General features: G+C 72.9%; 9 protein-coding genes and 1 pseudogene. 4 read left to right on the forward strand and 6 right to left on the reverse strand.

The window, feature by feature from the left end; all coding sequences use genetic code 11:
• Positions 1-493 precede the first annotated feature (493 nt).
• Positions 494-2,686: an AAA family ATPase gene (locus tag Pme01_RS28170; RefSeq protein WP_239088511.1), complete on the forward strand. Its 2,193-nt coding sequence runs from the start codon at positions 494-496 to the stop codon at positions 2,684-2,686.
• 23 nt (positions 2,687-2,709) lie between these two features.
• Here Pme01_RS28170 and Pme01_RS31905 read toward each other — a convergent pair whose 3' ends face one another.
• Both Pme01_RS31905 and Pme01_RS28180 read right to left on the reverse strand, forming a co-directional pair.
• Positions 2,710-3,060, reverse strand: coding sequence for a DUF3263 domain-containing protein (locus Pme01_RS31905; protein WP_373315542.1), 351 nt, complete (start codon positions 3,058-3,060; stop codon positions 2,710-2,712).
• Positions 3,061-3,083: 23 nt separating this feature from the next.
• On the reverse strand, positions 3,084-3,869 hold the full coding sequence (locus Pme01_RS28180; RefSeq protein WP_168115199.1) for a DeoR/GlpR family DNA-binding transcription regulator: 786 nt from the start codon (positions 3,867-3,869) through the stop codon (positions 3,084-3,086).
• 277 nt (positions 3,870-4,146) lie between these two features.
• Here Pme01_RS28180 and Pme01_RS28185 point away from each other — a divergent pair, with 277 nt between their 5' ends.
• Both Pme01_RS28185 and nagA read left to right on the forward strand, forming a co-directional pair.
• Positions 4,147-5,073 carry an ROK family protein gene (locus Pme01_RS28185; RefSeq protein WP_168115198.1) on the forward strand — a complete coding sequence of 309 codons (927 nt, stop codon included), beginning with the start codon at positions 4,147-4,149 and terminating at the stop codon, positions 5,071-5,073.
• Positions 5,070-6,191, forward strand: a complete 1,122-nt coding sequence (nagA, locus tag Pme01_RS28190) for an N-acetylglucosamine-6-phosphate deacetylase (protein ID WP_168115197.1) — start codon at positions 5,070-5,072, stop codon at positions 6,189-6,191. The genes Pme01_RS28185 and nagA overlap by 4 nt, the downstream gene beginning before the upstream one ends.
• 5 nt (positions 6,192-6,196) lie before the next feature.
• Here the strand turns inward: nagA and Pme01_RS28195 are convergent, their stop codons facing one another.
• The 4 genes from Pme01_RS28195 to Pme01_RS28210 all read right to left on the reverse strand — a co-directional run bounded on the left by Pme01_RS28195 (position 6,197) and on the right by Pme01_RS28210 (position 11,622).
• Complete coding sequence (locus tag Pme01_RS28195) at positions 6,197-7,468, reverse strand: APC family permease (RefSeq protein ID WP_168115196.1); 1,272 nt, start codon at positions 7,466-7,468, stop codon at positions 6,197-6,199.
• A complete protein-coding gene (locus Pme01_RS28200; protein ID WP_239088512.1) occupies positions 7,465-8,316 on the reverse strand; it encodes a phosphatase PAP2 family protein in 852 nt (283 codons plus the stop codon). The genes Pme01_RS28195 and Pme01_RS28200 overlap by 4 nt, the downstream gene beginning before the upstream one ends.
• A gap of 70 nt (positions 8,317-8,386) precedes the next feature.
• Positions 8,387-9,667, reverse strand: a complete 1,281-nt coding sequence (locus Pme01_RS28205; protein WP_168115195.1) for a trypsin-like serine peptidase — start codon at positions 9,665-9,667, stop codon at positions 8,387-8,389.
• A gap of 86 nt (positions 9,668-9,753) precedes the next feature.
• Complete coding sequence (locus Pme01_RS28210; RefSeq protein ID WP_168115194.1) at positions 9,754-11,622, reverse strand: NAD-binding protein; 1,869 nt, start codon at positions 11,620-11,622, stop codon at positions 9,754-9,756.
• Positions 11,623-11,822: 200 nt separating this feature from the next.
• On the opposite strand from Pme01_RS28210, the pseudogene Pme01_RS28215 reads away from it, so the two are divergent.
• A pseudogene (locus Pme01_RS28215) lies at positions 11,823-12,671 on the forward strand (hypothetical protein); the annotation flags it as partial.

A 12,671-nucleotide genomic window follows, 5' to 3' on the forward strand; every position in this document is an offset into this window, starting at 1 on the left:
ATTCCCATCTAGGTCCGTTTGGATACCGACCCAGACCTCCCGGTAACCGCTACCCATACTTTCAGTCACCGACCCCCGCTCATCAGGTTAACCGTGGGGTGGGGACGCCATAACGGGGGCGGAAACGGTAGTGAATGTGGCGGCCGACTCATGTGACTGCGCTCGCACACGCACCCAATTACCTTACTCCCGAGTAAGGTATCGAAACGGCGCCGAGGCTGAATATCGGGCCATGGCGATCTTTGTCCCGCCGGCCGATCCAGCAGCGACGACGCAGTACCGGGAACCGAATATTTGTCAAGCTCCGCCATTGGCGAGTCGGTCACACCGGCGCCATTTCTCGCGGTCATCCTTTCGGTGGATCAGTACGCCGTACCTCTTCCGCCATTCAGCCGAGTGCCTTATCCAGCGGCGGTTTCTTATCCGAGATCGTGCGTTCCCCCGCCGCCTACTCGACGATGCCGCCCGGTAGGGCGGCGATAGGCTCCTGATCGTGACGGAACCGGCGCGATCCCTGACCCTGACCGCGAACCTGCGCCCCGCCGCGCTCGACGCCCGGCGGGGCGTCGTCCGCCTGCACTCCGAGGTGTTCACGGCGCTCGGTCTGCGCCCCGGCGACCCCGTCGCGCTCACCGGCCGGCGCGCCACCGCCGGGATCGCCGCGCTCGCCGAGTCCGGGGCCAGTCGTGCGCTGCTCTACGCCGACGACCTCACCCTCGGCAACCTCGGTACCCGCGACGGCGGCCAGGTCACGGTCGCGCCGGCCCCGACGAAGGCGGCCCGTACGGTGACCCTGACCGGACCGGCGGAGATCCAGGCCGTGGTCAGCCCGGAGATGCTGAGGCTGGCCCTGCTGGGCAAGGTCGTCACGGTCGGCGACAACGTGTCGCTGATGCCGCAGGACGTCGCACCGGCCAACAACGTGCGCGGCCTGCTGGAGGCGGCCCGGCGCAGCCTGTCCAACACCATCGGGTACGGGTTCACCAGCGCCCTCGTCACCGTCACCGACGCCGCACCGGAGAGCGCCGCACTGGTCACGATGGACACCGTGGTGGCCTGGCAGGGCGGGCAGGCCACCCACGAGCCGGGCACCGTCGAGGCCGCGACCCCGGCCCCGGAGCGGGCACCGAACCTCGAAGACCTTCCCGGGCTGCGCAGCCAGGCGCACGACTTGGCCGAACTCCTCGACCTCGGTTTCCACCACGGCGAGGTGCTCGCCAAGCTCGGTACCACGGTCTCGCTCGGCGTACTGATCACCGGCGCCGCCGGGTCCGGGAAGTCGGCCCTGGTGAAGGCGGTCGCGGCCGATGTCGGGGCGGACGTCACCGTGCTGTGGGCGCCGGAGATCGCGGCGCTGACCAACGCGTCCGCCGACTCCCACCTGCGGGCCGCCGCGGCCGAGGTCGGCAACCCGGGCGTACTGGTGATCGCCGACGTCGAGGCCCTCGCACCGCGGGACGCCCCCGGTCCGCTGTCGACCCTCTTCCGCCGGCAGGTCCAGGACCTGCTCGGCCGCGGCGTCGCCGTCGTCTGCACCACCAGCCGCCCCGAGGCGGTCGACCCCTCCCTGCGCTCGCCGGGGCTGCTCGAACACGAGATCGGGGTACCGCTGCCGGACGCCGCCATGCGCCGCGAGCAGCTCACCGTCCTCACCCGCGGCATGCCGCTCACCGGTGACGTGCGGCTGGACGACGTCGCCGCCCGTACCCCCGGCTTCGTCGCCGCCGACCTGTCGGCGCTGATCCGCGAGGCCGGCGTGCGCGCCGCGCTGCGGCACAAGTCCGGCACCGACTCGCCCCAGGTGACGATGGCCGACTTCGACGGCGCCCTGGAGGTGGTGCGCCCGACCTCGATGGCGGACAGCTCGCTCGAACTGGCGAAGCTCACCCTCGACGACGTGGGTGACATGGTCGAGGTCAAGGAGGTCCTCACCGAGTCGGTGCTGTGGCCGTTGTCGTACCCGGACGCCTTCGCCCGGCTGGGGGTACAGCCCCCGCGCGGGGTGCTGCTCTACGGGCCGCCCGGTTGCGGCAAGACGTTCCTGGTCAAGGCCATCGCGGGCACGGGCAGAGCCAACGTCCTGTCGGTCAAGGGCGCGGAGCTGCTGTCCAAGTGGGTCGGTGAGAGCGAGCGGGCGGTACGCGAACTGTTCCGCCGGGCCCGCGAGGCCGCCCCGACACTGGTGTTCCTCGACGAGGTGGACGCACTCGCGCCGGTACGCGGCCAGGCCAGCGACGGCGGCACCACCGACCGGGTCGTCGCCGCGCTGCTCACCGAGCTGGACGGGGTCGAGTCGCTGCGTAACGTCGTCGTCATCGGCGCCACCAACCGCCCCGACCTGGTCGACCCGGCGATGCTGCGGCCGGGGCGGCTGGAGCGGCTGGTGTACGTCCCGCCGCCGGACGCCGGGGCCCGCGCCGACATCCTGCGCGCCGCCGCCAAGGACGTGCCGTTCGCCCCCGACGTCGACCTGCCGGGCCTCGCCTTCGAGCTGGACGGGTTCTCCGCGGCCGACTGCGCGGCGCTGGTACGGGAGGCCGCCCTCGCGGCGATGCGTGAGTCCCTCGAGGCGTCGACCGTGACGGCCGCGCACGTGGCGACGGCGCTGTCCCGGGTACGGCCGTCGCTGGACCCGGGACAGGTGGCGTGGCTCGCCGCGTACGCGGAGAAGCAGGCCGCGCGCTAGCGGTCGGTGCTCCGCCGGTCGCGTCAGCGGTCGGCGCGTAGCCGGCGCAGGCGGTTGACCAGGACGGGGTCGTGGGCCAGCGCGGCTGGCCGGTCGAGCAGCGCGTTCAGTACCTGGTAGTACCGGGTCGGGGAGAGATCGAACCGGTCGCGGATGGCCTGCTCCTTGGCGCCCGGCCGGCGCCACCACTGCTTCTCGAAGTCGAGCAGCTCGCGCTCGCCGTCGGTCAGGTCGGCGGGTGGAGCGTCCGATGGGGAGTGCGGCGGTTCAACCGAGTCGGGGGCCGGGTCGGCCGGCTGGGTGTTGTCCGCGGGTTCCATGCCGTCTCCCGTCGCCATCGCCGGTGCCACACGCAGCCTGGTCGCCAGCCGCACGACCCAGCCTAGATCGTGCTGACCTACGCGACGATGACGCGGACGCCCGCCTGCTCGAACCCGGAGACGATGTCGTGGGACGCGCCCGAGTCGGTGACCAGCGTGTCGACCCGGTCGATCGGGCAGATGCGGGCGAAGGCGTGGCCGCCGAGCTTCGAGCTGTCCGCGATGATCACGACCCGCCGGGCCTGGCCGACCATCAGGCTGTTCATCGCGGCCTCGCCCTCGTGATGGGCGGCGGCGCCGAGCGCCACGTCGAGCGCGTCCACCCCGAGCAGCGCCACGTCGAGGGTCACTTCGCGCAGCAGGTTCGCGCCGAGCGGGCCGACCAGCTCGAAGGACTGCGGGCGTACCACCCCGCCGGCGACCACGATCTTCATCCGGGACCGTACGAGCAGCTCGTTCGCGATGTTCAGGGCGTTGGTGACGACCGTGAACTGGGCGTCGTCGGCGTTGCCGGCCAGCTCCGGGCGTACCGCGAGGGCCCGGGCCACCTCGGTCATCGTGGTACCGCCGTTGAGGCCGACCACCATGCCGGGATCGACGAGTGCGGCCGCCGCGGTGCCGATGCGCTGCTTCTCCGCCGAGTGCTTGGCGGTCTTGTACCGCAGCGGCAGGTCGTACGAGACGCCGTTCGCAACCGCCCCGCCCCGGGTACGGGTGATCATCTGCTGCTGCGCGAGCTGGTCGAAGTCACGCCGGATGGTGGCCTGGGAGACCGACAGCCGCTCGGCCGCCTCCTCCACGGTGACCCGGCCGCTCTCGGTGAGCAGTTCCAGGAGCGCGTTCCAGCGGGCGTACCTGTCCATGTTCACCTCCCGGTGCGGATCGTGCTGCTCATATCGTGCGAAGTGTTGTGCACACTAATGCGCGAAAGGCGGCCTGACAAGCGCAAGCTATGCGCATTTCCGGTCACACCCCTCCCCCGTCGCCGATCTTGGCAACTTCGCGGTGCTGTAGGCCCGCCAAGTGTCCAAGATCTCGGAGGAGCCGAACGGGGCTGGCGCCCGGACCCGCCCCTCCTGCACAATGACGCGCGAAGCAGCGCCATTTCACGCCGGACCGCGCAGTCGGGAGCTCGTACTTATGGCGGACGACGTGGTCGTCGCCCTCGACGTCGGGGGTACCGGCATCAAGTGCGCACTGGTCGACTCCGCCGGCCGGGTACGCCACGGCGAGCGCCACCCGACCGCCCCCCAGCGCGGGCCGGACGCCGTCGTCACCACGATCCTCGACCTCTCCGCGGACCTGGCCGACACGGCGGGCCGGACCGGGCTGCGCCCGCGGGCAGTCGGCGTCGTGGTACCCGGCATCGTCGACGAGGCGTCCGGTGTGGCCGTGTGGTCGGCGAACGTCGGTTTCCGCGACGTACCGCTGAGAGAACTGGTGGGCAAGCGGCTCGGCGTGCCGGCCGCGCTCGGCCACGACGTACGCGCCGGTGGGCTGGCCGAGGCACGGCTCGGCGCCGGTCGCGGGTACCGGCACGTCCTCGTCGTACCGATCGGTACCGGCATCGCGGCGGCCCACGTCGTCGACGGACAGGTCTTCACCGGGGCGCACGGCGCGGCCGGCGAACTCGGGCACATCGTGGTACGCCCGGGCGGGCCCCCTTGCGGGTGCGGGCTGCGGGGCTGCCTCGAAGCGGTCGCCTCCGCGGCGGCCGTGGCCCGGCGGTACGCCGAACGCGCCGAGGATGCGGCAGGCGCCGATCGGGTCGCGGCGCTCGCCGCCAGCGGCGACCCGGTCGCGGCGGCGGTGTGGCACGAGGCGATCGACGCCCTGGCCGACGGCCTGCTCACCGGCCTCGCACTGTTCGACCCGGAGGCCCTGGTGGTGGGCGGTGGACTCGCCGAGGCCGGCGACGCGCTGCTGGATCCGCTCGGCCGCGCCCTTCGCGCCCGGCTCACCTTCCACCGCGAGCCGGCCCTGTTCCGGGCCGCGCTCGGAGACGGGGCCGGCGTCCTGGGCGCCGCGCTCATCGCCCAGGACGCCCTCAACCGGGAGTGTGCATGACCGTCCTCGCCGGCCCGCGGATCGTCACCCCCGACGGTGTACTCGCCGACGGCCACCTCCGGGTCGACGGAGCAACGATCGAGTCCGTGTGCCCGGCCCGGCCCGCCGGAGAGGTACAGCCGGTGGACGGCGCGTGGATCGTGCCGGGCTTCGTCGACATCCACACCCACGGCGGCGGCGGGTACACGTTCACCACCGGCGACCCGGAGCAGGCGCAGGGCGTGGCCCGCTTCCACCTGGCGCACGGCACGACGACGCTGCTGGCCAGCCTGGTCACGTCGCCGCCCGACCTGATGGTGGCCGCGACCCGCGCGTACGCGCCGCTGGTCGACCAGGGGATCATCGCCGGCCTCCACTTCGAGGGGCCGTACCTGTCGCACGCCCGCTGCGGCGCCCAGAACCCGGCCCACCTGCGCGAACCATCAACCGACGAACTGGCCCGGCTGATCGGGACCGGCGCCGGAGCGGTCCGCATGGTGACCATCGCCCCGGAGCTTCCGGGCGCGCTGGAGGCCATCGCATACCTGGTGGACCACGGCGTGGTGGTCGCGATCGGACACACCGACGCCACGTACGAGCAGACCCTGGCCGGCATCGCCGCCGGCGCGACGGTCGGTACCCACGTCTTCAACGGGATGCGCCCGCCGCACCACCGCGAGCCGGGTCCGGTTTTCGCGCTGCTCGGGTCGGACTCCGTCACCTGCGAGCTGATCGGGGACGGCGTTCACCTGCACGACGGAGCGCTCAGGTTCGCCACCACGGTGACCGGGGCGTCGCGGGCCGCGCTCATCACCGACGCGATGGCGGGCGCCGGCATGCCCGACGGGGAGTACGAGCTGGGCGGTCAGGGTGTGACGGTCTCGGGCGGCGTCGCCCGGCTCACCGACGGCGGTTCGATCGCCGGCAGCACGCTCACGATGGACGTGGCGTTCCGGCGCGCCGTCGCCGCCGGCCTCCCGGTCGAGGAGGTCGCCCGGATGGCGGCGACCACCCCCGCCGCCGCGATCGGCCGTACCGACATCGGCGCGCTCCAGCCCGGCCGGCGCGCCGACCTCGTCGTGCTCGACGCCGAACTACGGGTGCTGCGTGTCATGCGCGCCGGCACCTGGGTCGCCTGACACCGTCACGACCTCCGGGACGGTGTGGTCTCGGAGGGGTCCGGAGGCAACGACTCCGGCGACGTTGTGCCGATCATGAAGCGGCGCGCCGTGAACCAGAGCGCGCCGACGGCGAGCACCCCGACACCTGCCACGACGCTTCTCCAGGGCAGTGACGCGGCCAGGACCAGGCAGCCGACCAGCCCCACGACGGGGATCACCCGACCCCGACCCGGAAGCGTGAGCGCCGAGGCGTTCGCGATCGCGTAGTACACCAGTACCGTCACGCTCGAGAAGCCGATCGCACCGCGGACGTCCGCGAGCACGACCAGGGCGACCACGACGGCGCCGATGAGCAGCTGCGCCCGGTGCGGCACCCGCCGGGCCGGGTGGATCGAGGCGAGGGCGGCGGGCAGGTCGCGGCGCCGGGCCATGGCGAGCGTCGTGCGCGCCACCCCGGCCAGCAGTGCGAGCAGGACGCCGACCGCAGCCACCGCGGCGCCGACGCGGACCAGCCACCCGGTCCCGGGTACGCCGGAAGCCTGCGCCACGGCGGCCAGCGGCGCCGAGGTCGCGGCGAGCCGGGAGGGGCCCAGGACCGCGAGGGCGGTCACCGCCACGACGGCGTACACGGCGAGCACCGCGCCGAGCGCCAGCGGTACCGCACGGGGGATGGTGCGCTCGGGGTCGCGGACCTCCTCCCCCAGCGTGGCTATCCGGGCGTACCCGGCGAACGCGAAGAACATCAGCCCGGCGGCGGTGAGCACGCCGGTCGGGGGCGGCGGGTCGAAACCGATCGGCCGGGCGCGCGGAAGGCCGACGGCGACGACGAGAAGCAGTACCGCGAGGGTGATCACGACCAGCCACCGGGTGACCCGGGCGGTCTTGGTGACGCCGGCCAGGTTGATCGCGGTGAGCGCCACGACCAGCCCCACCGCGATCGGGCGCGCGGCGGCCGGGGCCAGGTAGAGCCCGGCGGTGAGGGCCATCGCCGCGCAGCTCGCCGTCTTGCCGACCACGAACCCCCAGCCGGCCAGGTACCCGGCGAACTCGCCCAGGCGCTCGCGGCCGTACACGTACGTGCCGCCCGACTCCGGGTACCGGGCGGCGAGCCGGGCCGAGCTGGTCGCGTTGCAGAAGGCGATCAGCCCGGCGAGGCCGAGCGCGGCCAGCAGCCCCGTCCCGCCCGCGGCGGCCGCGGCGGGTGCGAAGACCACGAACACCCCGGCTCCGAGCATCGAGCCGAGCCCGAGGACGACCGCGTCACCGACACCGAGGCGCCGTTCGAGCGTGGTCATCGGTGATCACTCAGGCCGGGCCGGGCCCAGCCGGTCGCGGTCAGCCGGCGCCCGAGCGGCAGGGAGTCCCAGGGCACCCGCATGAGCAGGCGGTAGAGCAGCATCCCGAGCAGGAGCCCGGCGACCGTGTCGGTCAACCAGTGGAAGCTCAGGTACACCGTGGTGCAGAACAGGACGGCCGGCGGCACCAGTCGCAGCGCCGACCGCCCACGCAGCGGGAGCACGTCCACGAGCAGGAGCGCGAGGATCCCGTACCAGACGATCGCGACGACCAGGTGACCCGACGGGTACGACTGGCTGCCCGGGTCGCTGAACAGCTGTTCCGGGTGGGCCACGCCGTTCTGGTTGCGGGGTGGCGCCCGGTACAGGCCGAGCTTGAGTCCGAGCACCGTCACGCCGGTGAGCAGTTCGGCGGCGAGCACCGGCAGCACCGGCCGCACCGAGCGCCGCTGCCACCCGACCACGACCGCGAGCCCAAGGGCCAGGACGGCCAGCGGCGTCCCCTGGCCGAGCAGGTTTCCGGCGCGGGCCAACCAGTAGAGCGCCACCGGCCGGTGGGCCTCGCACCACTGGTACACCTGGAGGTCGAGCCGGACCAGGTACCCGTTGGCGAGCGCCACGGTGACGCCCACGAAGCCGGCGAGCAGCGCGGTGTCCACCCACCACGACCGGGTCTGTAACGGCAGCGCCCGGCGGAGCGACTCGACGCCGTCCCGGCCACCGGACCAGGGCCACCGCAGCGCCGGTGCGTCCGCCCGGCGGGCGACCGAGCGTAGCGTGAACGCGACGACGAGCCAGGAGATGAACAGCCCGACGGCTACACCCGTCACGATCCCCCATGCCCGCACGCCCGCCACGCTACCCGGAGACCCCGACGCCACTGAGCGGCGTCGGGGTCAGCGGCGGTCGGTCCACCGGCTACAGCAGCCGCGACAGCCGGTTGTAGATCAGGTCGATGCGCACGCCCGCGTTGGGGCAGCCGCCGAAGTGGTGCAGGCCGATCACCTTGTTGGTGCCGCGGGCCAGTACCGGCGATCCGGACGAGCCGCCCTCGGTGTCGCAGTAGTACGACAGGTCGGTGCCGGTGCCGTACCCGTCGGCGCTCGGGTCGGTGACCACGCAGTTGCCGTTGGACCGGTTGTTCACAGCGATCTGAGTCGGGTCGCCGCCGGGGTGCTGCGGGATGTACAGCTCCTCGCCCGCGCGCGGAGCGCGTACGTCCAGCTGCAGGTAGCCGAACCGGGAGATGGAGTCGAAGTTCTGCACGGTGAACAGGGTGAAGTCGAGCCGGCTGTCGGTGGCGAGGACCCGATCGCCCATGACCTTCGTCGGGCGCAGGACGTCGAACCCGCCGCAGACTCCGCACTCGTAGTTGAACCACACCTCGGTGCTGCGGGCCGAGTACGTGTCGGTGAAGCAGTGGTGGTTGGTGATCATCCGGTTGTTCGGGCCGATCCGCCAGGCGGTGCACAGCTCGTTACCGTTGATCAGCAGCCGGGCCACGGCCTTGGACCGGGCGTACGCGACCGGGTCGGCCGTGCGGTAGCAGACCGCGTCCCGCGCGGTGCTGGTCTGGCTGCAGATGCTCTCCTGCCGCCCTTCGGTAGCGGCCAGCCGCCTCGCCGCGGCGGCCTTGCTCCTCCGCTGGGCCGCGAGGCGCGCCTCGCGCTCGGCGGCGGTGAACCCGCGGGCCACCCGGTCCACGCCGACGCCCAGCTCGGCGAGCCGACCGCGCAGGCCGGCGGGGTCGGCGGTACGGGTGTGCAGGGTGATCACGGCGGTGTCGCCGTCCAGCGACATCGCCCACTGCCCGGCCCGCTGGCCGATGGCGTCGGCGGTGTCGCGGAGCGCGTCGCCGGAGTACCTGTGGCTCTCGGTGCCCGCCGCGTTGGCCACCGTCACGTAGTCGCCGGGCAGCAGGAGGAGCCGGTTGAAGTGCACCTTCAGGTACGAGGCGCCGGGGTACCGGAACGTCGTGCTGCGCTGGCCGCCGAGGTAGTCCAGCGCCTTGGTGACCGGTTCGACGGTACCGACGATCTCGTCGGTGGCGGCCGAGAGCGCCTCTGCCGGTGCGGGGACCGCCGCCGGGGACTGGGTGGCCACCCGCGGTCGCGCGCTCGGATGCTCAGCGGCGACGGCGACCCCGGTCATCGCCACCAGAGCGGCCACGCCGGCCGCCACTCCCACCGTACGACGCATCGACCGTCCCCCGTCACTGGCTACATTTCGGACAATTCCGACTCTGTAACGAGTGACGAGACGTTCGGGTGTCGGCGGAAGCCCGTTCAGGCGGGCGAGTCGGCACCGACGGCCGGTTCGGGCGGTCCGGTACGGGTCAGCAGCTGCCCGAGCCCGGCCCGGGTGGCGACGACGATCAGGACGTCGTCGGCCTTCAGCCGCCGCTGCGGCGGCGCGTCCCACATGGTGGTCCGCGGCCGGTCGGTCAGCAGGGCGATGACCCGTACCTCACCGACGTCACCCGCGTCGGCCAGCGCCGCGCCGGCGAGTTCGGAGCCCGCGCACACCGGCACCTCGGCGATCAGCAGGACCTTCCGGCTCACCGAGATGGTGCCGATCACCTCACGCTCGAGCAGCGCGGCGGCGAACGCGGGCGCGGCCAGGTAGGACACGCTCCGCGAGCTGGTGATGCCGAAGGCCCGCTGTACCCGGTCGGCGAAGTCCCCGTCGAACAGCCGCAGCACGACCCGCAGGTCGTCCTGGAGCGCGCGCCCCTGGATGGCGGTCTCGAGGTTGGTGACGTCGTCGGTGGAGACCACGACCAGCGCCCGGCAGGTGCGTACCGAGGCGGCGCGCAGCGTCTCGGTGCGGTGCGCCTCGCCGATGATGCACGGGATGTTCAGCTCCCGCGCCACCGGGATCCCCCGGGCGCCCTGGTTCTTGTCGATCGCCACCACCGGTACGCCGAGGTCGTGCAACTGGCGGATCACGCGGGTGCCGACGTTGCCCAGCCCGACCACGACCACGTGGTCGGAGATCGGCTCGCGCAGCCGGCCCAGCGCGAGCGCCAACCGGGCGTTGACCAGCGCGTCGACGACGGTGGCCGTGACGATCGGGATCAGCGCGATGCTGACGATCGTGAGTACCGTCTCGGTCACCTTCACCACGGCGGGCGCACCCTCGTCGGCGTTGGCCCCGGCCAGGGCGTCGAGGACGGCCAGGTATCCGGCCTCGAGCCAACTCTTGCCGAGCGCCACCTTGAGCACGGCCGTACCGGCGACGAGCAGCGCGACCAGCGCGAGCGCCGCGATCCGGAGCTTGCGACTGACCAACGTGGACAGGGCCCGCAGCGGACGGCGGCGCCAGCGCCGCAGCCGGGCGGCCGCCGCGCCGCGCCGCCGGCTGACCGGGCGGTTGCGCGCGACAACCAGCTCGGAGGTATCGGTGGAGCCCGCCGCCTGGTCGTCCCCGTTCGCCCGGACGCCCTTCGCGACGGCGAGTACCAGGTCGGCCCGGTCCTGCTCCTTCGGCAGCAGGTCCGGCTCACCACGCGCCATCGTGACGGCGAGACCGCAGACGACGTCCCCGGTGCGCACCTGCGACCGGCGGGCGACGTACAGCGTCCGCCCGCTCAGCCGTACGAACACCGGCGCGACCTCGCCGAGCGCCGCGGACACGAAGGCCGGCGCCGCCATCGCCGCGTCCGACAGCACCCGGCAGTCGGAGAACAGTTGCCGGATGCCGTGGCCGAGGCTCATGTTGAACATGCGGATGACCAGGCGCAGCTTCGGGTTGACCTCCTGGGCCTGCAGCGCGGCATGGATGTTGCCGACGTCGTCCTGATGTACCAGCGCGAGCGCGTCCGCCTTGGCGATGCCCGCCCGCCGGAACGCGTCGCCGTCGAGCCGGTCGGACTCGACGATGTCCACCGGCAGGCGCGCGATCTGCGGGCCGTGCCCGCGGTGCCGGCTGGTCAGGATCACGGTGACGCGGACGCGGTACCGCGTCATCAACTCGTCGATCATCCGGTACGCGAGCGGGTCGTCGCCGCACACGACGAGGTGCCGTTGCTGACCCGTGTCACTACCGTTCCGGACGGCATCCACCCGGCGACGCAGCACCGCCCGCCCCCTGGACACGGTGGCGTTCCGGGTGCGACCGGCGCCGAGGCGGCGCAACCACGAATCGGCGACCACGTCGAGATCGTATCGATGTTGGGTGACCTCTTGGGAGCCGGCAGTGACCCCGACGGTGACCCTAAATAGCTATAAGTACGGAATAATCAGACTTTCAGCCAAAACACTTGGCGCTCTCCTTCGTTGTCCACATAGATGCGCCTCGCGCGCATGCCGGCCGGTGGGGTCGGCGTTCCGAGTACGCGACGGATGGATGAGGGATGAACAAGTGGTTTCGCCGAGCAGTCGGCAGCGTCGGCGTTGCCGGCGGTGTCCTGCTGCTCGGAGCCGGTACCGCCCACGCACACGTATCCGTGCCCGCGGCGATGGACCCGCAGCAGCTCCACGGGGCGGTCGATGACCTGTTCAAGCCGACCGGCGGCCCCAACAACCAGGGCCTGTCGCTGGACCGTGTCGGACTGCCGACCCGCGAGGTGGCGACCACGCCGGTACCCGGCGTCCTGGGCGCCCTGCCGATCAACGACGCCACCGGCGCCTCGGACCTGGGCGTACCCGCCCCCGGCTCGGTCCTGCCCGGCCTCCTGTCCGGAGGCTCGCTCGCCAGCACCGTGACGGACGGGAAGCTGCCGGCCGTACAGGCCCCGACCGGCGAGCTTCCGGTACCGGGACTCGCGCCGGTCGCGCACGCCGCCGGCCTGTTGGCCGGCGGACCGCAGGCCCTGGTCCAGCAGGTGGCGGACACGGTCCACCCCGGCGCGGACGGATCAACCATGATCGGCGACGACTACGTCGGCCAGGCCCCGCTGCCGGTGGCCGGAGGCGTGCTGCCCGGCGTTCTGTCCAACCTGCCGCTGGTCGGTGACCTGCCGGCGGTCGGTGAGCTGCCCGCGGTCGGTGAGCTGCCCGCGGTGGGCGAGCTACCCGCGCTGCCCGCGGTGGGCGAGCTACCCGCCCTGCCCGCGGTGGGCGAGCTACCCGCGCTGCCTGCCCTGCCCGCGGTGGGCGAGCTACCCGCGCTGCCCGCGGTGGGCGAGCTACCCGCCCTGCCTACCCTGCCCGCGGTGGGCGAGCTACCCGCCCTGCCTACCCTGCCCGCGGTGGGCGAGCTA

Source organism: Planosporangium mesophilum, assembly GCF_016863255.1.
In the GTDB taxonomy this organism is placed as follows: Bacteria; Actinomycetota; Actinomycetes; order Mycobacteriales; family Micromonosporaceae; genus Planosporangium; species Planosporangium mesophilum.